We start from the raw sequence: 19877 nt of genomic DNA, 5'->3' as shown, positions 1-19877 counted from the left end.
CTTCAACCGGCTAATCGAGCACGAGCCGGTGCGTTCCTGCCGGCACGTGCCGGAGCGGGAAGAAGGAGGAGAGCGACGTGGGTGAGTTCAGGCCGCTCGGCAATGATCTACCCGCGGCTTCGCGTGCCCTCACCCAGGCCCTCAGGGAGCTGTTCGAGGGATTGGACATCTCGGTTCGCCGCTACGCCGCCCGCCGGCAGTGGGATCGCGGCATTCTCTCCCGGTACCTCAACGGCAACCGGATCCCACCGTGGAAGTCCGTGCAGGAGCTGCTGGCCGATCTCGGGGAGCACTGGGGCGCGGCGGTCACGCCAGATGCGGTCGGGATGGTCCGCGCGCTGTACCGGGCCGCAGTCGACTGCGGCTCCTCGCAGCATCACGCGATGGAAGTGATCGAGGAGTAGCTCGCTCACGCGGACCGCCGATCCCGGCGCTCCAGCGTGCAGGGTGACGTCCTGGGTGATGCGCTGCTGGAGCGGACGAACGGGATCCACGACCTGGAAGTCCGCCTGTCGCAGCTGGAGGCGGACTGGAAGGCCGAACGCGGCCGCGAGGACGAACTCGCCGCCGCACACCCCAACGCCTCCCAGCTCCTTGAGGAGCGCGATCTGCTCCAGCAGCAGGTCACCAGGCTGGGGGCGGAACTGCGTAACATGCCTTGGTGTGCTTGGCGGTGTGGGAGGAGCCGTTGTCGAGCACGACGTGGATCGCCTTGCCAGGAGCGATCGCCTGGTCGAGCTGGTCCAGGAAGGCGGTGAAGGTCGCCGCGTTGTTGCGGGCGATCACCTCTGTGAGGACCTCACCGGTGCGCACGTCGAGAGCGGCGACGAGGGAGGCGGTGCCGTGACGCCGGTACTCGAACTCCTGCCGGGCGGGTTCACCGGGGCGTGGGGGACGACCAGGATGGCGGCGTGAACGGGCGGCGATCGCGGTCTTCTCGTCGATGGAGAGCACCACCGCTCCCTCCGGCGGATCAAGGTAGAGGGCGCACACCGCGGACGCTCGCTGCCAGAAGTCGGGGGTGTCCCGGCGGGTGAGCCAGCCACGGACCTTGTGCGGCTTCAGGCCCAGACCGGCCAGGATCCGGCCGACCTGGGAGGCGGAGACCGACACCAGGCAGGCACCGGCCACGTGCTGGGCGACGGCACGGTGCGACCAGGTCGCCTCCGGATGCCGCGGCATGCTGGCTGCTGTGGCCACGATCGCCACGCGGACCTCGGGCCCGTAGATCTTCGGCCGCCCCGACCGTTCGGCGTCCCGCAAGCCGTCCGGGCCCAGTGCGGCGAACCGCCCGCGCCACTTGCGTACCGTGTTCACGCTGACCTCGAGTTCCCTGGCGATCGCACCATTGGCGATTCCGTCCGCCGCCGCGAGGACGATCCGGGCCCGCAGCACCGCCCGCACCTCGGACTTCGCCGAGGCCACCGTCCGCACCAGCCGCTCGCGGACCCGCGAATCGATCGCCACCGCCACCGCTGTCCCCGCCCGTCGCCCACCCTCCACGGCCAACGATCATGGCGGGTCGCTGCCGCACCCGGCAGGATGGGCCCGTGCCGAAGAACCCCCCCGGAATCGATGCAGCACCACCTGCGCCAGCGCCTGAACCGCCACGCCCGCGCATGCTGGCCCCACGTGGACGCCATCACGGTCCGCTTCCGCACCGGATTCGCCTACGTAGCAGCCGAGTTGCCCGGCGAAATGAGCCTGCCGCTGTGCCGACTGCGTTTCACCGGCGTACTGCATACCTGGGGCTTCGCCCTCTATCTGGCCAGCAACGACAGCCCGGCGCACAAGCCATCCTCATCACCTGCGCACACGGCTCCGGAGGCGTCGGTCCCATCAGCCATGGGCGCTGGCCGGCGGCGCATCCTGTGGAAGTCTTCCTATGCTTGGCCGCCCATAGGCAGGACTCAACCTACGGCGTCATAGCCGGAGTCCCCGCTCCGGGTGGCAGATGACGCGTCGCTGCGGTGGCTGGTCGGGCCAAGTACCTCGTCGGCGCTGCGCGGTTCTGTGCGCGGTTGCTGGTTGAACTTGTGGCGCAGATAAGGCTTGCGTCCAGGCCCCGCTCGTACGGCACTGCTACAGCCCCTCCGCTACAGGCGGTAACAGATCACCGGATCGCATGGAAGCGCGGAGGGACCAGGTCGCGATGCCGCTCGTCGGTATCAGGACGCGTGAGGTCCCTGCAGCCCCTGGAGAAGGAGAGCGATCAAGCGTCGGGGGTCGTAGCGGGGGTCGTTGTCGCGTCCGATGCAGAGGTTGCCGATGCCGCGCATCAACTCATACGGCTGCGTACCGGGCCTGATGTCACCGGCCTCGACCGCAGCGTCGAGCAGTTGGGCGCAGACGGGCAGCAGACGGTCGAGGAAGTAGGCGTGCAGCGCGGCGAAGCGGTCGTGGTCGGACTGCAGGGCGTCGGCGAGCCCATGCTTGGTGACGAGGAAGTCGACGAAAAGGTCAATCCACCGGCGCAGCGCGTCGAGCGGGGATTCGGCACTGGCCAGCAGGTTCGGGCCGGCCTCGGCGCATGCCTCGATCTGATGGCGGTAGACGGCCGTGACGAGATCCGCCCGGGTCGGGAAGTGGCGATAGATCGTGCCCATCCCGACGCCCGCCTGGGCCGCGATCTGGCGGATCGGTGCGTCGACGCCGGAGGTGACGAACACCTCGGCGGCGGCAGTGAGCACCGCCTGCCGGTTGCGCTGTGCGTCGGCCCGCTTGCCTCGGGACGGCGACTGCCCTGCGGGGTTGTCGGTGGCCATCGCGCACTCCTTCCACACCGATTGACAAAACGGAGCGTCGCTCCGGATACTAAGTGGAGCGATGCTCCGCTTCAGGTTAGCCGAAGCAGGATGCTCCTGCCCACCTTGTCCGTCGTCGGTCGCAGGAGACCGGCGGACAGCAGGTTGCCACCGAGAGGGAACCCACACCGTGAGCACATCCACTGTCACCAGCGCCGACCCCTTCGGCACACCCGTCCCGGTCTTGTCCTTCAGCCCCGTAGTCCTCTCCGTGCCCGGACGTCCCGTGGACCTCCAGGTATGCGTCTCCGCACCCGCGAGCGGAACCGGCCTTGCCGTCATCCTCCTCTCTCACGGCCACGGCCCCTCGAACAACCTCTCCTCGCTCAACGGCTACGCGCCGCTCGCCAACTTCTGGGCGGCCCACGGATTCGTGGTCATCCAGCCAACCCACCTCTCCTCCAGGACGCTGAGTCACCTGGTCGCCGACGCCCCCGGGGCGCCGTTCTTCTGGCGCTCGCGCTCCGAGGACATGTCGCACATCCTCGATCGACTCGACATGATCGAGAAGGCCGTGCCGTGGCTCTCCGGGCGGATCGACCACACCAAGGTCGCCGTTGCCGGGCACTCGTTCGGCGGCTTCACCTCCAGCCTCCTGCTCGGTGCCCGGGTCACCGACCCCGACGAGGGGGAAGTGGTGAGCCTTCTCGAACCGCGGATCAAGGCGGGCGTGCTGCTCGCCGCGCCCGGCAGGGGTGACGTCCTCAACGGACCGATGGCCGACGCGCTGCCGGTCCTGCGGACCATCGACTTCTCCACCATGACCACACCCACGCTGGTCGTCGCCGGCGACGAGGACGACTCCCGGCACTTCACGGACATGGGGCCGGACTGGCACGCCGACCCCTACACCCTCGCTCCCGGACCCAAGACCCTGCTCACCCTGTTCGGCGCGGAGCACGGGCTCGGCGGGATCGCCGGATACGACGCCGCCGAGACCACCGACGAGAACCCCGAACGAGTCGCCGCCCTCGCCCGGCTCACCGCGGCCTACCTCCACACCCGGCTTCGCCCGAGTGCCCCCACGTGGCAGGCCGAGTGCGAGGCACTGACGACCGACCCCGATCCGATAGGACGACTCGAATCCAAGTAAGCCCCCGCCCCGCGGCCACGTCCCTCCTCGGACGGTCCGCGCCGTCGGGCGCATGGAGTCAGTCAGCAGGCTGGTACTCAAGAACGGTGTCCAGGCAGCAAGCCGCCACGGTGTGAGTGCCTCGGCACCAGGACCCTCAGTCGTCATCGGCTGCCGCGACGCAGCCCAGACTCCTGCACTGTTCGAATCGCAGCCCACCGCGGACGCTGCTCAAACCAGTGAACGAGGGGCTGTGGCTATGTGCAGCAGTTTCGGTTCTGGCAAAACTTCTGTGGAGCTACGCCGACCCGGCTCGTGTCTGCGTCAGAACAAGCCGCTGACCCGCCGGTTCCCGGCGTGCTCCGACCTCGGGCACTGAGAGTCGGCTCGACACCACAGAAGTTGCGCCAGAACCGGAAGACGTGAACAGAGCCAATCCGCAGTCGAAGCAGATCCAGGAGTCCTCTTTCGGTGAGTTGGCCATCGGGGTGCTGATCACGGGGACGAGCGGCAGCTGTCGCAGCCGGTGAGCACCACCTCCTTGCATGACGTCTCTCTGCCCATACCGGTCAGGAGTGGATGAGAGTCAACGCTTTGTCAGCCCGCTCAGTCAGGTTGAGCATCGGTTCGGCCGAAGTCATCCGGCAGTGATCGAGTCACACCGCTGTACCGGGATCGATGGGACGGTTGCGCAGTGCCGTCCCGGGCGGGGGTCTGACTCGTGAGATCTATGACCAAAGTGTCCAGTCACAGGCTTGTCGACTGTCGTTGCGGGATGGCGACTGCCGGTACCGAGCCACAGGGCGTGTCCCCATAGCGCCTCTGTGTGTCAAGCGGCCTGAGCGAGGCGGTTCCGTTGATCGCGTTTCATGATCCGGTAGACCACGTTGGACAGCCGCCGTTTCAGGGCGCTGCGGGCTTCCGCAGGCGTCGTGCCTTCCGCGATCTTGCGCAGGTAGTACTCCTGTCCGCGTCCGCCGCCGTCACGGATCTGGCAGACGGCGATGACATGCAGTACGGAGTTCAGCGCGCGGTTGCCGCCGGTGTTGAGCCGGTGGCGGACGTTGTTGCTGCTGGAGGCGTCCAGGGGCGCGCTGCCGGTGTAGCTGGCGAAGTGGTGTTCGGTGGGGAAGCGGGTGATGTCGCCGACGTGGCCGATGGTCTTGGCGGCCAGGACGGTGCCCAGGCCCGGCAGGGTGGTGAGTGTGGTGTGGGTCGCGGCGAGGGCGTCACGCATCTCGGCTTCGTTGTCCTTGACCTGCCGGTCCAGGCGGCGCAGGTCGGCGAGCAGGTCGCGTGCTATGTCCCGGCGGCAGGCATCGGTGGCGGTCAGGGGGCGGATGCCCTTCATGGCGGCGGCGGCCTTGTCGGCGGACAGCCCCGTGGGGGCACCTCCAGGCAGGAGGTCGCGCAGGACGGCGTGCAGTCGGTTCAGGACGCGGGTGCGTTCGTGGACCAGGTCGTCGTGCCGTTCGGTCAGCAGCCGCAGGATCGTGGTCTGGTCCTCGGGTTCGACGGGCCGCAAGTCCTGTCGGAACAGTGCGACTTGGGCCACGTGGCGGGCGTCGTTGGCGTCGGTCTTGCGGTCGCCTCCGGTGGCCAGCAGCCGAGCCCGGGCAGAGAGAGTGGAGGGCACGTCGACTACGTTCTCGCCCGTGGCTGCCAGCTGCTGGGCGAGGGTTCGACCCAGGCCGCGGGCGCCTTCGATGGCGAAGCGGCGTTCGGGCCACTGCTCGCACCAGCGCATCAGCTGGCGGAAGGTTCCGGCGTTGACGACGAACCGGCGCTGGGCCACGTGGTGGCCTGCGGCGTCGACGGCGACGGCAGTGTGGGACGACTTGTGGGGATCGACACCGATAAGGATCACAGGCTGGCCTCGCACTCGCTGAGATCGGGAAGGGAGTGCGGTGGGCATCCTGACTTGAAGTCACCGTGTCACCGTCATGCCTCTGTCGAGCCACACCGCGCGGGTGCCGGCCGGCGGCGGCACGCTATCGGTGAGCCAGCCCGCGAAGGGGCGGCAAGGAGCCTGCGGGCCCGTGCCGACCGGCACCCTGGACACTACGGCTGCAGACCGTGCGTCTGGAGTCGATTCAACAAGTCAGGGGCCTGCCGATCGTTGTGGCGTCCTCACGATTCTGACCATGTCCAGCACGCCGCCTGCTGTGCAGACCCGCCGTCACCGCCCTGCGGGGGAGATGGTTTTGGGAGTGGACACGCACCGGGATGCCCATGTGGGTGCGGTGCTCTCCGTGATGGGGACGGTGCTGGCCACCGGCGAGTTCCCGGCCACCGCGGCGGGATACCGCGATCTGCTGAAGTGTGCCATGAAGTCGGAGCCGTCAGGCGAGCCGGAGTGGAAGGGACCGGCTCTTACGGGGCGTCTTTGTCGCGCTGTCTGCTGGCCCAGGGCGTGGACGTGTTTGACGTGAATTGGATGGACCGGGCAGATCGCCGTCGGCGCGGCAAGTCGGATCCGCTCGATGCCCAGAACGCGGCGCGAGCCGTACTGAGCGGGCGGGCGAGTGCCCGGGCCAAGGCGGGCGACGGGCCGGTGCAGATCGCGAGAATGTACAAGCTCGCGAAGGCGTCGGCGGTCAAAGCCCGTACCCAGGCCATCAATCAGCTCAAGTCCGTCCTCGATACGGCTGATCCCGGTTGCCTTCGGAGCCGGCCCCGCGGACCGGGACGAGGAGGGTGAACGTGGCCGGAGCCCTTCTGGTGAGGGAGAGTCGGCCGCCGATGGATTGGGCCAGTTCGGAAGCGAGGGCGAGTCCGATGCCTGTCCCCTGGCCGCCGCCGGTGTGTCCCCGGTCGAACAGCTGCGCCGGCTCGCCCTCCGCGGCTCCCTCGTCGCTCACGTCGAAGGCGAGGGCGTCGTTCAGGTCCCGCACCACCAGTCGCGCGGTTCCGCGTCCGTGCACCCGTGCATTGTCCAGCAGGACGCCGAGCACCTCCGAAACGGGGCCGCTGGGGACCAGGACATCCGCGGGTGCGTCATGTGTGCCGCACTCCAGGCGTCTGCCGTCGGCGGCGAACAGGCCGTGCCAGTGCTCCTGCGTCTCCAGAAGGAGGTGTGCCACCGCGATGTCCCCGGCGGCCGGGCGGGGCCGGTCCGGGGAGCGGGACAGGCGTAGCACTTCCTCCACGGTGTGGTGGAGGCGATGGGTGGTGTCCAGTGCCTCGGTCAGCACGGGGCGTAGTCGGGTGTCGTCGTCCTGGGCGAGCCCCGCCTCCAGAGTGAGTTGCAGGCCGGTGAGCGGGGTGCGCAGCTGGTGGGAGGCGTTGGTGGCGAAGTCGCGTTCGCGGCGCAGAAGTTCGGACAGGCTGCGAAGCATCGCGTTGTGCGTGCGGGCCACCTGATCGATCTCGGCGATGCTGCTGGGGGCCGCCCTTGCGTTCAGGTCCCCTTCGGCGACGGCCCGGCAGTGGCGGGAGAGGTCCTCCAGCGGGGCGGCCAGCGCCCGAGCCTGCCGGCGGGCGACCAGTACCGCGATGGTCAGCGCGACTACGGTCACGCCGAGTAGTACGCCCCACGCGGCCAGGACCCGGTCGCGTACGGCGCCGGCGGGGGAGGACGCGCGGACCACGCCGATCACCCGCTCGGCGTGGGAGACCGGTACGGCGGCGACCAGATCACCGCCCGACTGCCCCCGGACCACCTCTCCGCCAAAGGCGCGGTGGACCGGCGCGTCCGCCGTCCCAGGGCCGCTGCCCGCCCGCTTGGCCTGCTGCGGGTCGTACAGGCCCAGATGCCCCCCTGTCGGCGCCCTGGGCAGTTCCACCGGGTCACCGGTCGCATAGTCCGGACTCACCCGTACGGCCGCGGCGAGGGCCGCGCGTTCCAGGGTGTCCCGCTGCCCGGCGTACAGGGAGGACCTGATGGCCAGGGCCAGGGGGACGGCGAGCAGGACCACGGCGACCAACGCGGCGGTGAGGGCGACTCGCACCACGCGCTGTCTCATGCCCTCATCATGCGGCGGTTCGGCGGGGCGCGCGGGACTGAACTCACGCTTTTGCCGTCGTCTAACCCTCGGCGAGCAGGGCGTTAACCTGCCGCTTCCTAGCGTGGGTGCCATGACCGTCCGGTCCGGGGGATCCCTTGGAGGGCAGTGGTGATGGCAGCACACGCACGGAGGTCCGCGACAGTCGGGCTGGTGCTCGTCGCAGTGGTGACCGCGGGCTGTTCCGGCTCCGGCTCGCACTCCGGTTCTGGTTCGACGACGTCGTCACCGCCGGCTTCCTCGGCGCGTGTCGGAAACGGGCAGAACAACCCGGCACCCGCTCCCACCGAGTCCAATCCGCCCGGTGACATCCCTGACAACCAGGTGTACGTCGTCTATCGGCCGGCCGGTGGGTCCTTCTCCGGATTCACGGTGAAGGTGCCTGAGGGCTGGGCCCGTACCGAGCAGGGCGGCAGCACGGTGTTCACCGACAAGCTGAACACCGTGAGGATCGCGGCCGTCTCGGCGTCCACCGCCCCCACGGTCGACTCGGTCACCAAGACGGTAGTCCCCAAGCTGCGCTCCCAGGTGCCGAAGTTCGCCGCGCCGAAGGTGTCGGAGGTGTCTCGGCACGCGGGCCGTGTCGTCCGGGTGACCTATCAGGGTGACTCGGCGAAGGACCCGGTCACGGGCAAGGTGGTGCGCGACGGGTTCGAGCGGTACGCCTTCTACAAGTCGGGCCACGAGGTGGATCTGACCTTGTCCGGCCCGGTCAACGCCGACAACGTCGACCCGTGGCGGATCATCAGCGACTCCTTCGCCTGGCGGTGAGCACCATGGCGTCCGAGCCGGTGCTGGCTGCCCGTGAGCTGTACCGCTTCTACCGGGCCGGCGAGGAGGAGACGCTCGCGTTGCGCGGGGTGTCACTGCGGGTCGGGCGAGGCGAGACGGTGGCGGTCGTGGGTCCCTCGGGATCCGGCAAGTCCACCCTGCTGGCCTGTCTGGCCGGGCTCGACGAGCCCTCCGGTGGGGAGGTCCGCGTGGACGGCGTGCGCATCAGCCACCGGCCCGAGACCGAGAGGGCACGGCTGCGCGCCCGGCACATCGGCGTGCTGCTGCAGACCCGCAATCTGCTGCCCCATCTGAGCGTGCGGGACAACGTCCGCCTGCCGCAGCGCGCCGCGGGCCGTAAGCCGGCCGCCTCGGCCAGGGAACTGCTGACCCAGGTGGGTCTCGGTGAACGGATGCACGCGCTGCCCCGGCAGCTGTCCGGAGGGGAGCTGGCGCGGGCCGGGCTGGCCGTGGCGCTGGCCAACGCGCCCGCTGTCCTGCTGGCCGACGAGCCGACCGGCGAACTCGACGGAGAGACCGAGCGGGTGGTCCTCGCCATGCTGCGGGAGCGGGCCGCACAGGGGTGCGCGGTGCTGATCGTGACGCACAGCGCGGAAGTCGTCCGGAGCGCGGACCGGGTGATCACGCTGGAGGACGGCAGGGCAACCGACGCCTCCTGTCCTGCGGCGCAGGGGGTGCCCGATGTCACGGGATGAAGCGCTCGTGACCTGCACCGACGCGGCTCTCACCTTCGGCAGGGGCACAGCGGCGGTCGTGGCCGTACACGGTGCCGACCTGGAGATCGGGTCCGGCGATCGGCTCGCCGTCGTCGGCCCCTCCGGGTCGGGCAAGAGCTCGCTGCTACACCTGTTGGCCGGGCTCGAACAGGCCACCAGCGGCACCGTGCGGCGGGCCACCTTTCTGGGGCCGTACGACATCGGGCTGGTCTTCCAGGGCGACAGTCTGATCCCGGCCCTGAACGTCGTCGAGAACACCGCTCTCCCGCTGGTCCTCGCCGACCGCCCGGAAAGCGAGGCCCAACAGGCCGCCCTCGCGGCGCTCACGCTGGTCGACGCGGCCGACCTGGCGGACCGGCTGCCCGAGGAGATCTCCGGTGGTCAGGCCCAGCGGGTGGCCGTCGCCCGGGTACTGGCCCAGTCCCCGCGCCTGATCCTCGCCGACGAGCCCACCGGCCGCCTCGACCACGCCACCGGCGGCCGTGTCCTCGACGCCCTCCTCACCGCCGCCGACGACACGGGTGCGGCCCTCGTCGTCACCACCCACGATCCCGCCGTGGCCGCCCGCCTCACCACCCGGCGCGCCATGCGCGACGGCCGGCTGCTCGCACCCGAGGAGGTGCCGTGATCGGCTCGTGGACGGCCGGCCTGGCCCGCCACCGCACCGGACGCCTGCTGGCCGCGCTGGCAGGGATCGCCCTCGCGGTCGCCCTGGTCGCCGCGCTGGGCTCGTTCCTCACGGCGTCGAAGGCGACGATGACCCAGCGTGCCGTGCGCTCGGTCGCCGTCGACTGGCAGGTCCAGGTACAGCCAGGCGCCGACCCCGGCGCGGTGATGTCCCTGGTCCGCAAGGCGCCGGGAACCCGCGCCGCCCTGCCCGTCGGTTTCGCCCACACCTCCGGCTTCACCGCGCGCGTCCAGGGCAGCACCCAGACCACAGGCCCCGGCATGGCCCTCGGCCTGCCTGACGGCTACCGCGCCCTCTTCCCCGACGCCATCCGCACCCTCTCCGGCTCCCCGACCGGCGTCCTGCTGGCCCAGCAGACCGCCTCGAACCTGCACGCCGCTCCCGGCGACACCATCGGCGTCCAGTTTCCCGGCATCGGAGTGCGACAGGTGAAGGTGGACGGCGTGATCGACCTGCCCCAGGCCGACTCCCTCTTCCAGACCGTCGGCGCACCCAGCCAGTCCCAGCCGACCGCACCCCCGGACAACGTCGTCCTGCTGCCCGCCGCCAGGTTCGCCGCGCTGACTCGGGGCGCCTCTGCGGTCACCACCCAGATCCACGTGGCGCGCGACGACGCCCGCCTGCCCTCCGATCCGGCTGCCGCCTACACCGCCGTCACCGGCGCCGCTCACAACCTGGAGGCCCGCTCCGCGGGCGCCGCACTGGTCGGCAACAACATCGGCGCCGCCGTCGACTCCGCCCGCCAGGACGCCCTGTACGCCCAGATCCTCTTCCTCTTCCTCGGCGTCCCCGGCGCGGTCCTGGCCGCCGCCCTGACCGCCGCGGTCGCCTCGGCCGGCAGCGAACGGCGCCGCCAGGAGCAGGGCCTGCTGCGGCTGCGCGGCCTGCGCCCGCGCCAGATCACCGCCCTCGCCGGGCTGGAAGCGGCGCTGATCGGTCTCCTCGGCGGCCTGGCCGGACTGGGCGTCGCCGCGCTGAGCGGCCGCCTCGCCTTCGGTGCCGCTTCCTTCGGAGCGGGCGCGGGTACCTGGGCCGCCTGGTACGGCATCGCATTCGTCCTCGGCGCCGCCGTCGCCGCGGGAGCCGTCCTCGTCCCGGCCCTGCGTGACCTGCGCACGGTGACCGTCGCGGAAACCCGCAAGGAGTCCGGTGCCCGCAGCACCAGGAACCCGTGGTGGATGCGGTACGGCCTGGACTTCGCCCTCCTGATCGGCTCCTGGCTGGTCTTCCGCGCCTCCTCCGGCAACCAGTACGCCCTCGTCCTCGCCCCGGAGGGCGTGCCCAGCATCTCCGTGTCGTACTGGGCCTTCCTCGGCCCCGCTCTGCTGTGGATCGGCGCCGCCCTGTTGCTGTGGCGGCTCACGCTCCTCGCCCTCACCCACGGCCGCCCCGCCCTGGCCCGGCTGGCCCGCCCGCTGACCGCGACCCTCGCCGGCACCACCGCCGCCACCCTCTCCCGGCGCCGCCGCCCCCTGGCCCGCTCGGTGGTGCTGCTCGCCCTCGCCGTGTCCTTCGCGCTCTCCACCGCCGTCTTCAACGCCACCTACCGGCAGCAGGCCGAGGTCGATGCCCGCCTGACCAACGGCGCCGACGTCACCGTCACCGAACCACCCGGCGCCCGAGTCTCACCCAGTGCAGCCGGATCGCTGAAAGTCTCCGGCGTACGGCACGTCGAACCCCTCCAGCACCGCTTCGCCTACGTCGGCTCCGACCTGCAGGACCTCTACGGCGTCCGCCCCGACACCATCGCCCAGGCCACCTCACTCCAGGACGCCTACTTCGCCGGCGGTACCACCCAGCAGCTCATGCACAAGCTGGCCCAGCGCCCGGACAACCTGCTGGTCAGCGTCGAAACCGTCAACGACTTCCAGCTCGCGCCCGGCGACACCGTCAACCTGCGCATCCAGGACGCCCGCACCAAGGCCCTGCGCACCGTCCCCTTCCACTACGCGGGCATCGCCAAGGAGTTCCCCACGGCACCGAAGGACAGCTTCTTCGTCGCCAACGCCTCATACATCGCCAAGGCGACCGGCAGCGACGCGGTCGGCGCCTTCCTCCTCGACACCGGCGGCACCCACCAGAAGCAGATCGCCACGCGCCTGCGCTCGCAGCTCGGCACCAGCGCCACCGTCAGCGACCTCACCCAGACCCGCGGCACCGTCGGCACCAGCCTGACCTCCGTCGACCTGGCCGGACTCACCCGCATCGAACTCGCCTTCGCCGTCCTGCTCGCAGCCGGAGCCGGAGGACTGGTCCTCGCCCTTGGCCTCGCCGAACGCCGCCGGACCTTCGCCATCGCCACCGTCCTCGGCGCACGCACACGCCAGCTGCGCGGCATGGTCCTCACCGAGGCCCTCCTGCTGGCCGCAGGCGGCCTGGCCGGGGGTGCCGTCATCGGATGGGCGCTGTCGGAGATGCTGGTCAAGGTACTTACCGGCGTGTTCGACCCGCTGCCCGCCGCCCTGGCGGTGCCCGGCGTCTACCTGACCCTGACCGGACTGGCGGCCTTGATCGCCGTACTGGCCGCAGCCCTGAACGGCATCCGCGGTGCCCGGCGCCCCGCGGTGGAGGAACTCCGCGACCTGTGAGCACGTCTGCAGGGAAGCGGCCTGCCTACTCTGTTGCCATGGGCACGCCTGCCGCACCGGACCGCAACCATCTGCGCATCCTGGTCGTCGAGGACGACGACACCATCGGTCGCCACCTGGAGACCGGCCTGCGTGTCAACGGCTACGCCCCCACCTGGAGCCGCACCGGCGCCTCGGCCCTGGAGGAGACGGACCGCACCGCCTACGACGCCGTTCTCCTGGATCTCGGCCTGCCCGACCTCGACGGACTGGACCTCGCCCGCACCCTGCGCGCCCGCTTCCCCGACCAGCTGATCGTCATCCTCACCGCCCGTACCGACGACATCGACGTCATCGCCGGCCTGGATGCAGGCGCCGACGACTACCTGGTCAAGCCTTTCAGCCTCACCGTCCTGCTGGCCCGTCTCCGCGCCCACCTGCGCCGCCAGACCATCACGTCGCAGCCGCAGCCGCCACTACGGCTCGGCGACCTGGTCATCGACACCACGTCCCGCCGCTGCACCCTTCACGACACGGAGATCGCCTTGCGGCCGAAGGAGTTCGACCTCCTCGCCCTGCTCGCCAGGAACCCCGGCACCGCCGTCTCGCGAGAAACGCTGATGGCACAGGTGTGGGACGAGAACTGGTTCGGCCCCACCAAGACCCTCGACGTCACCATGGCCGGCCTGCGCCGACGTCTCACCCAGGCCGCCGAGGAGTCCGCCCGCCCGTGCCGGTTGCCTCACATCACCACGCTCCGGGGGCATGGCTATCGCCTCGAGCGCCGCGGCTGGAGTGATGGGGCCGGGACGAAGAGTTGACTGGCCCGCGCCTGTTCGCGCGGTAGGGTCTGAACTCATTCGGTCGACGCTATCCGGTCAGCGACCGCCCCACGGGAGTCTGCGGACATGCCGGAGCTGCCGCAGGGGGCCCCGTCCGAAGCAGCACCAGCCGCCGGTTGGCCTGCGGGGCGCCGTCACGCCTTTGACAGCGTCCGTTCCAACGGCGGCGTCCCGCACCCGTGACAGGGACTCACCTCACACCGTGTGGTGGTGCGGTTCGGAACTGACGCCGTAGCGCTTTGGGCCGGGGCCGTTCACGGTGTGCGCCAGACCCACGTCCGTGAAGGTCTCCAGAGTCCGGTAGACGGTCGCGCGATCGAACGGCAAGCCCAGTTGCCGCAGCTCAGCGCAGGACTCGCAATAACGTCGGAGGGCGTTGGACATGGCGCTTTACACGCTCCCGGAACTTCCGTAAGACTACTCGGCGTTCGCCCCGGTCATCAGCCCGGAGATCATCGAGCTGCACCACGACAAGCACCACGCGGCGTACGTGAAGGGTGCGAACGACACCCTGGAGCAGCTGGCCGAGGCACGGGACAAGGGGTCGTGGGGCTCGATCAACGGCCTGGAGAAGAACCTGGCCTTCCACCTCTCCAGCCACATCCTGCACAGCATCTACTGGCAGAACATGACCGGCCCGAAGGACGGCGGCGGCGAGCCCTTGGCCCAGGACGGCGTAGGTGACCTGGCGGACGCGATCACCGAGTCGTTCGGCTCCTTCGCGGGCTTCAAGGCCCAGCTGTCCAAGGCGGCGGCCACCGCGCAGGGCTCCGGCTGGGGCGTGCTCGCCTACGAGCCGCTGAGCGCACGGCTGATCGTGGAGCAGGTCTACGACCACCAGGGCAACGTCGGCCGGGGCTCCACCCCGATCCTGGTCTTCGACGCCTGGGAGCACGCCTTCTACCTGCAGTACAAGAACCAGAAGGTCGACTTCATGGAGGCCATGTGGGCCGTCGTCAACTGGCAGGACGTGGCCAGGCGCTACGCCGCCGCCAAGGAGCGCGGCGACAGCCTGCTGCTCAACCCGTGACGGCGTAGGCAACCCGAGCGTCCTGCCTCGTGATCGTCTTCTCGCCCTTCACGTCGGCAGGCGGTACAACGAAAGGCTCCCGCAAGGCAGATCCTTGCGGGAGCCTTTCTGCTGGGCGGCGCTCGTACTCGCGGTGGCGCCGGCGCTGGCCCGGTGCGGCGCTTTCGGGAAGGGCGCGCCCACGCCGGTTGCGACGGGCCCGGTGACCATGCCCAATCTGGTCGGGAAGAACGCCGAGAACGCCGAGGACGCCGAGGACCAGCCGGAGAAGCTCGGTGTGCCGAGGAGCCGCATCGAGCTGCAGCCGGATGACGGAGATCATGTGGTGGTGCTGGTGGCATCGAACTGGCACGTGAACGCCCAGTCGGTGAAGGCGGGTGCGCGGCTCGGAGTGAAGCAGGAGCTGGTGCTCGGCGTGGACAGGCTGACGTGGCGCGAGCGTCATCACGGCCACCTGCTGTGGAGTTCGTCCCGTTTGGGTGTGAGCTGTCGGTAGCAGGCCAGTGCCCTGGTAGCCGCCATCGGCGATCTCCGCTTCAGACCCGGTCGACGCCGAACTCGGTGAAGGCCCGGCAGTCGTTGCGGCTGCGGGAAGAGGCACGCCGATGGCCACGACCAGGCGGCTGTTGGCGTCGATGACAACCCCAAGGTTGGTCGACTGCCGCTACGTCTTGCTCGAAGCGGCGATGCTGCGATCGCGGGTGGGCACCAGTGTGCTGTCGACGATCTACACGGTGTCCTTGCGCGGTCGGTGGCACGGCGAGATGGCCAAGAGCGTGCGAGGTGATCGAGGATGCGGTCGGCCGCAGACCGCGAGACTCCGAACACCGGTGTCACCTGCAGCGACGTAAGGTTCGTGCGCCAGTACTTCGCTACCAGCAGCACCCGGTCCTGCAGCGGCAGTAGCCAGGGGCGGCCGCTGAACGGCGTTGCCACGGCGCCGTACCATCGCCACTAGCCTGGCGAACTGCACCTCGGACAGCCGGTCACGGAACTTCCAGGTGCGCAGGACGCCGGTACATCACGGACCCCGATGTCGAGGCGGCGATCGAGGAGACGGCACCACCGGACTCGTCCCTCTGCAGTCTACGATCGCCAGGATCAGCCAGAGGAAGATCCACGCCCCGCTGCCAGGCTGCTTTGGGCGGTGCGGCGACGGGCGCGGCCTGCGAAGTCGGCGTCGGCAGAAGTGGGTAGGAGTTCCCGGTGAGTGCGGCTCTCGGCGCATTGGAGGCGCACGACGGCATCGAGCCCACCGCCGGCGGCCGCCTCAAGGGTGACCTCGCCACCGCAGGCGCGGGTGAGTTGGCGGACCATCGGCAGACCGAGGCCGGTGCCGTCGTGGTCGGCATCAGGGCCCCGCCAGAACCGGTCGAAGGCTCTGCGCCGTTCGGCCTCGGTCATACCGGGTCCCTGGTCGATCACATGCAACTCGACCAAGGGTGGCGTGCGGCTGCCTTCCCTGAGGGTGGTCATGATCGCCAGCGTGATAGCGGTTCTTGGCGGGGACACGCGCAGCGCATTGGAGAGCAGGTTGTCAATGATCTGCTCCAAGGCGCCCGGGACCGCCCAGACCCTGGAGGATGCGGCTCCGGAGACCATGATGTCGACCTGCTGTTCGTCGGCGAAGGCCGTCCAGATGGCCGAGCGATCGGCGACGACGGCGTTCAGGTCGGCCGCCTCCGGCTTGATCGCGGAGTTCTCCAGCCTGGCGAGCGCGAGCAGCCCCTGCACCATACGATCGAGCCGCTCCAGCTCCCCGAGTGCCTTGTCGAGACTGTCCTGGGCACAGGGGGCCAGGTGCGGCTCGAAATTCTCCAGCCGCAGGCGCAGTGAGGTCAGGGGAGTCTTCAACTGGTGGGACGCTTCGGAGGCGAACGCCTGCTGAGCCTGGAGCAGGTGCTGGAGGCGGGTCGCGGTGCGCGTGAACGACGCGGCGAGCCGACGTAGTTCCGGCGGCCCGTGATCGGTGGCCGGCGGGTCGGTGATCCGGCCTTCGGCGAGTTGCGCGGTGGCGCGTTCCAGGGCCTGGACGGGACGGGTGATCGAATGGGCGAGTGCGAAGCCGATCAGGGAGACGGCGGCCAGGACCCCGAGCCCGACGACGGCGAGGACCAGCCAGGTGGCGTGGACCTTGGACTTCAGTGGGCCCAGTGCATACACCGTTCGCACCACGCAGGCGACGGTGGCGTTGGAGCCGCCCGGCACGGTGACGAAGAGGACTTCGTCGCCTGTGGACGGGTCGCTGTCGGCGCCTACGGAGGGGCGGTCGCGGAGCGCGGTCGCGATGTCCGGCTCGGCGGACAGGTCTCTCCCGACCAGGGAACGGGCAGCGGTGTCGGTGAGGACGGTGCCCTTCCGGGTTGCGACGATTACGCGGCTGTCGGTGCGCTGCCCGTATGCGCGGGCCAGTTCGGGCAGGTCGGCCGTCAGCCCGTTCTCCATCTTGTCCTCGCAGACCTCGGCGAGCGTCATCGCTCCTTGCTGCGCAGCATGGGAGAAGCGGGACAGCTCGCTGCGGGCGTAGAAGATGCCGAACGGCACCTCGAGTGCGAGCAGGACGAGCAGCATGAGGCTCAGATGGCTGAGCAGGATGCGACGTGTCACCGGGTCCCTCCGCCGCGCGCCGACGCTGCGGTGGACGTGGTAGCGAAGGGTGCTGGGACTACGAGGCGGAAGCCAATTCCGCGGATGTTCTCGATCCAGGAGGAGTCGCCGAGTTTGCGGCGCAGCGCGGCGATGTGCACGTCGAGCGTCTTTGTGGGGCCGAAGAAGTTCGGTTCCCAAGCGGTGTCGAGAATCTGCCGGCGGGAGCACACGGCTCCGGGGTCTTCGGCGAGGCAGGCGAGCAGATCGAACTCCTTGGGCGCGAGGGCGATGGGCGCCTGCTGCAGATGCACCTGCCGGGTGCGTCGGTCGATGGTCAGCGGGCCGATTCGCTGGACGTCGGCCCCCGCAGGTTGTGCCGGGTCATCCGAGGTGTCCGGCTCCATGCATGGCGTGTCCAGCACTGCGGGGCGGGCGCGGCGGGTGACGGCACGGATCCGGGCGACGAGTTCCCGCACACCGAACGGCTTGGAGACGTAGTCGTCCGCGCCCAGCTCAAGACCAAGCACCCGGTCGACCTCGTCGTCTCTGGCAGTGATCATGATGATCGGCACGGACGAGCGGGACCGGATGGCCCGGCAGACGTCGATGCCGTCCATGTCGGGCAGCCCGAGGTCCAGCAGCACCATCGCCGCCTCCGGCGCGGCGAGTCCGTCGGCCCCGGTTCTGGCGTGCTCCACGGTGAACCCGAAACGGTGCAACCCCTCCGTCAATGGGCCGGCCACCCGGTCGTCGTCCTCGATCAGCAGTACACGCATGGCGAAAGGCTCACAGACCTCCGCCCGGGGACGTGGCGCAAACGCCGCAGCCTCCCCCGAGCCGGTGATCTTCCACGGTCGGCGTAACCCCGTAGGTGCGGTGCGATGGCGAGATCCAGGAGATTGACAGCGTGGAGTAAGCCCAGAGTTAAGACCGAGGGCGCTGGTGTTCCATCCCCCCAGGTGACGGGCCGGAACCTGCTTGGAGGCCAGGCCGCGTGTCATGAAGACCCTCCCGGCGGAATCGGCTGGAGAGGAGGGGAGGAAAAACGCTTCATCCGAAGAATCCCGGATCCCTGCTGTATCTGCTCTGGCAATCCGCTTGATCGTCTTCCCGTAGCTTCGGTCGCACGGCCGGTGCCACTGAAGCACCGCGTGTCAAGCGCCCCCACAAGCACCTGGGATGCCCCATGCCCCTTGATGAACTACGCCGCACGCGCCCGGACCTGGTGGAGCCCTTCACGACCGCGTTCCCGGGAGCACGAGCCACCGTACTGGGCCGACTGTGGGGAGCCTTCGTACGAGAACCTCTGCCCGGCGTGACCGGGCACCGCCGGGAGTCCGACACGCTGGTGGTCGAGTTGCAGCGGGGCGGCGCACTCTCGGCGCCCCAGTCCTGCGCGCAGCCGTTCGCCGAGGTGCCCGACGACTTCTCCGTATCCGGGCCGCAGGGGCCGATCAGCGGGCCGGCACACCTCCTGGCGCAACTGGCTCTGCGTACCCCCGCTGCGGAGCGACTGGCGGCCGAGCTGGACAACAGCGTGGCCAATCTGGCTCTGGCCAGGGCCGCGAACGCAGGCCGGGCGGTCCCGCCGAACGACTCGGCGGACGCCGAGCAGGCGGTCATCGACGGTCACCCGCAGCATCCCTGCTGCCGGACACGTACCGGCATGTCGATCGCCGACGTACTCGCCTACGCCCCCGAGCACCACCCCGTCGTGCAGCTGGCGCTGCTCCGTGTCCCGGCCGACCGCTGGCAGGAGGCCGGCGACTGGCCGCGGCGACTGCGTGACGGCGACACGATCCTCCTCCCGCTGCACCCCTGGCAGCGTGACCACGTGCTTGCGCACCACCCGGACCTGGCCGTCGTAGAGGAGACGATCCCGGCCCGGCCGCTGCTGTCGATGCGCACCCTCGCACCGATGGGCGTCCTTGCGGGCTGCCACATCAAGACCGCCCTCGACGTGCAGGTCACCAACTACCGACGCACCATCTCCCCAGCTGAGATCGCCGACGGGCCCCCGCTGTCCGACCTGGTCGCGGCCGTCATCGACAAGGCCGGATACAGCGGCAGCCTGCGCGTCCTGCGGGAGCTGGGCGGCGGCGCCGTGTGCGTGGACGGACAGCCCTCCGCGAGCCTCGCGGCAATGATCCGGGAGTCCACCGAGTGTTACCTCGACGCCGGGGAGATCGCGGTTCCCCTGACCGCCGTCCATGCGACCGGAGCCGCTGTGGTGTCGGGTGACCCGGTGCGCTGGCTGGCGGAGTTCGCCCAGCTCGTGCTGCCGCCCGCGCTGACGCTGCTGTCCATGGGGGTGGCGCTGGAGGCTCATGGCCAGAACACCCTGGTCGTGCTGCGGGACGGGCGGCCGGTGCGGGTGCTGTACCGGGACCTGGACGGCGTACGCGTCAGCCCGCGCCGCCTGGCTCAATGCGGCTTCACGCTGCCACCGCTGCTCGGCACCCGCGCGGGAGACGACGTGGGGGCGCTGCACACCAAGCTGTTCGGCGGTCTGATCAGCGGAGTCTTCAGCGAGCTGGTCGCCGCCCTCAGCCAGACGCATCAGGCTGATCCCCGCGCGTTGTGGGGTGCGGTGGCCGAGGTCGGCCGCCGGGTGTACGCCGGCCTGCCGAACGAGGAGGACGCGGCGGCGTTCTTCGGCGAAACGATGCCGCTGAAGGCAACCGTCGCCATGCGCCTGGCCGAGAACCCGGGCAAAGCGCAATGGACTTCCATTCCCAGCCCGTTGGCCCTGTGCCGCTGACATCCGACACCG

General features: G+C 70.0%; 17 protein-coding genes and 2 pseudogenes. 11 read left to right on the top strand and 8 right to left on the bottom strand.

All coding sequences use genetic code 11. From position 1 onward, the window contains the following. The first annotated feature begins 77 nt into the window (after window positions 1-77). The gene (locus A6P39_RS03580; protein ID WP_067057440.1) at window positions 78-404 is read left to right on the top strand and encodes a hypothetical protein; all 327 of its coding nucleotides are present in this window, start codon (window positions 78-80) and stop codon (window positions 402-404) included. Window positions 405-624: 220 nt separating this feature from the next. Here A6P39_RS03580 and A6P39_RS03575 read toward each other — a convergent pair whose 3' ends face one another. Beyond that, window positions 625-1467 carry an IS630 family transposase gene (locus A6P39_RS03575; protein WP_159396226.1) on the bottom strand — a complete coding sequence of 281 codons (843 nt, stop codon included), beginning with the start codon at window positions 1465-1467 and terminating at the stop codon, window positions 625-627. Between the two features lie 701 nt (window positions 1468-2168). After that, the gene (locus A6P39_RS03570) at window positions 2169-2765 is read right to left on the bottom strand and encodes a TetR/AcrR family transcriptional regulator (RefSeq protein WP_067057434.1); all 597 of its coding nucleotides are present in this window, start codon (window positions 2763-2765) and stop codon (window positions 2169-2171) included. Window positions 2766-2934: 169 nt separating this feature from the next. Here A6P39_RS03570 and A6P39_RS03565 point away from each other — a divergent pair, with 169 nt between their 5' ends. After that, window positions 2935-3897, top strand: a complete 963-nt coding sequence (locus A6P39_RS03565; RefSeq protein WP_067057431.1) for an alpha/beta hydrolase family protein — start codon at window positions 2935-2937, stop codon at window positions 3895-3897. Window positions 3898-4705: 808 nt separating this feature from the next. On the opposite strand, the gene A6P39_RS03560 is transcribed toward A6P39_RS03565, so the two are convergent. Beyond that, window positions 4706-5743, bottom strand: coding sequence for an IS110 family transposase (locus A6P39_RS03560; protein WP_067057428.1), 1038 nt, complete (start codon window positions 5741-5743; stop codon window positions 4706-4708). On the opposite strand from A6P39_RS03560, the gene A6P39_RS03555 reads away from it, so the two are divergent. Next, complete coding sequence (locus tag A6P39_RS03555; protein WP_234379326.1) at window positions 5672-6577, top strand: IS110 family transposase; 906 nt, start codon at window positions 5672-5674, stop codon at window positions 6575-6577. The genes A6P39_RS03560 and A6P39_RS03555 overlap by 72 nt on opposite strands. Here the strand turns inward: A6P39_RS03555 and A6P39_RS03550 are convergent. After that, window positions 6504-7841 (bottom strand): sensor histidine kinase, encoded by a 1338-nt coding sequence (locus A6P39_RS03550; protein ID WP_067057425.1) that lies wholly within the window; start codon window positions 7839-7841, stop codon window positions 6504-6506. The two genes, A6P39_RS03555 and A6P39_RS03550, sit on opposite strands and share 74 nt — an antisense overlap. Window positions 7842-8033: 192 nt before the next feature. Here A6P39_RS03550 and A6P39_RS03545 point away from each other — a divergent pair, with 192 nt between their 5' ends. Genes A6P39_RS03545 through A6P39_RS03525 form a run of 5 tightly spaced genes read left to right on the top strand, consistent with a single transcriptional unit; the run spans window position 8034 to window position 13464 of the window. Beyond that, window positions 8034-8651, top strand: a complete 618-nt coding sequence (locus A6P39_RS03545; protein WP_331454086.1) for a hypothetical protein — start codon at window positions 8034-8036, stop codon at window positions 8649-8651. A gap of 5 nt (window positions 8652-8656) precedes the next feature. Next, entirely contained in the window at window positions 8657-9367 is a 711-nt protein-coding gene (locus A6P39_RS03540) for an ABC transporter ATP-binding protein (RefSeq protein ID WP_067057515.1), read from the top strand. Then, window positions 9354-10016, top strand: a complete 663-nt coding sequence (locus tag A6P39_RS03535; protein WP_067057423.1) for an ABC transporter ATP-binding protein — start codon at window positions 9354-9356, stop codon at window positions 10014-10016. Before A6P39_RS03540 ends, A6P39_RS03535 begins: the two co-directional genes overlap by 14 nt. Further along, window positions 10013-12664 (top strand): FtsX-like permease family protein, encoded by a 2652-nt coding sequence (locus A6P39_RS03530; protein ID WP_067057420.1) that lies wholly within the window; start codon window positions 10013-10015, stop codon window positions 12662-12664. Before A6P39_RS03535 ends, A6P39_RS03530 begins: the two co-directional genes overlap by 4 nt. A gap of 38 nt (window positions 12665-12702) precedes the next feature. Beyond that, a complete protein-coding gene (locus tag A6P39_RS03525) occupies window positions 12703-13464 on the top strand; it encodes a response regulator transcription factor (RefSeq protein WP_067057417.1) in 762 nt (253 codons plus the stop codon). A 216-nt stretch (window positions 13465-13680) separates the two neighbouring features. Here A6P39_RS03525 and A6P39_RS03520 read toward each other — a convergent pair whose 3' ends face one another. Next, window positions 13681-13869: a transcriptional repressor gene (locus tag A6P39_RS03520; RefSeq protein ID WP_107304559.1), complete on the bottom strand. Its 189-nt coding sequence runs from the start codon at window positions 13867-13869 to the stop codon at window positions 13681-13683. On the opposite strand from A6P39_RS03520, the pseudogene A6P39_RS03515 reads away from it, so the two are divergent. Next, window positions 13868-14515, top strand: a pseudogene (locus A6P39_RS03515) (superoxide dismutase). The gene A6P39_RS03520 and the pseudogene A6P39_RS03515 overlap by 2 nt on opposite strands. 202 nt (window positions 14516-14717) lie before the next feature. Further along, window positions 14718-15011 (top strand): PASTA domain-containing protein, encoded by a 294-nt coding sequence (locus tag A6P39_RS03510; protein WP_067057414.1) that lies wholly within the window; start codon window positions 14718-14720, stop codon window positions 15009-15011. On the opposite strand, the pseudogene A6P39_RS03505 reads toward A6P39_RS03510, so the two are convergent. The 3 genes and pseudogenes from A6P39_RS03505 to A6P39_RS03495 all read right to left on the bottom strand — a co-directional run. Then, window positions 15005-15524 (bottom strand): annotated as a pseudogene (locus A6P39_RS03505) (transposase family protein); the annotation flags it as partial. The gene A6P39_RS03510 and the pseudogene A6P39_RS03505 sit on opposite strands and share 7 nt — an antisense overlap. 92 nt (window positions 15525-15616) lie before the next feature. Further along, window positions 15617-17122, bottom strand: coding sequence for a sensor histidine kinase (locus A6P39_RS03500; protein WP_067057411.1), 1506 nt, complete (start codon window positions 17120-17122; stop codon window positions 15617-15619). Beyond that, window positions 17119-17880: a response regulator transcription factor gene (locus A6P39_RS03495; RefSeq protein WP_067057408.1), complete on the bottom strand. Its 762-nt coding sequence runs from the start codon at window positions 17878-17880 to the stop codon at window positions 17119-17121. The genes A6P39_RS03500 and A6P39_RS03495 overlap by 4 nt, the downstream gene beginning before the upstream one ends. A 410-nt stretch (window positions 17881-18290) precedes the next feature. Between A6P39_RS03495 and A6P39_RS03490 the strand changes: the two genes are divergently transcribed. Further along, window positions 18291-19865: an IucA/IucC family protein gene (locus A6P39_RS03490; protein WP_067057405.1), complete on the top strand. Its 1575-nt coding sequence runs from the start codon at window positions 18291-18293 to the stop codon at window positions 19863-19865. The last annotated feature ends 12 nt before the right edge of the window (window positions 19866-19877 follow it).

This window comes from Streptomyces sp. FXJ1.172 (assembly GCF_001636945.3).
Lineage (GTDB): Bacteria > Actinomycetota > Actinomycetes > Streptomycetales > Streptomycetaceae > Streptomyces.
The sequence above is the reverse complement of the archived record's forward strand: the minus strand, read 5'-3'. Positions and strand labels throughout refer to the sequence as shown.

Coding starts and splice junctions, on each gene's coding strand:
- A6P39_RS03570 (WP_067057434.1), bottom strand. CDS start 2,765: ATGGCCACCGACAACCCCGCAGGGCAGTCGCCGTCCCGAGGCAAGCGG.
- A6P39_RS03550 (WP_067057425.1), bottom strand. CDS start 7,841: ATGAGACAGCGCGTGGTGCGAGTCGCCCTCACCGCCGCGTTGGTCGCC.
- A6P39_RS03540 (WP_067057515.1), top strand. CDS start 8,657: ATGGCGTCCGAGCCGGTGCTGGCTGCCCGTGAGCTGTACCGCTTCTAC.
- A6P39_RS03535 (WP_067057423.1), top strand. CDS start 9,354: ATGTCACGGGATGAAGCGCTCGTGACCTGCACCGACGCGGCTCTCACC.
- A6P39_RS03525 (WP_067057417.1), top strand. CDS start 12,703: ATGGGCACGCCTGCCGCACCGGACCGCAACCATCTGCGCATCCTGGTC.
- A6P39_RS03520 (WP_107304559.1), bottom strand. CDS start 13,869: ATGTCCAACGCCCTCCGACGTTATTGCGAGTCCTGCGCTGAGCTGCGG.
- A6P39_RS03495 (WP_067057408.1), bottom strand. CDS start 17,880: ATGCGTGTACTGCTGATCGAGGACGACGACCGGGTGGCCGGCCCATTG.
- A6P39_RS03490 (WP_067057405.1), top strand. CDS start 18,291: ATGCCCCTTGATGAACTACGCCGCACGCGCCCGGACCTGGTGGAGCCC.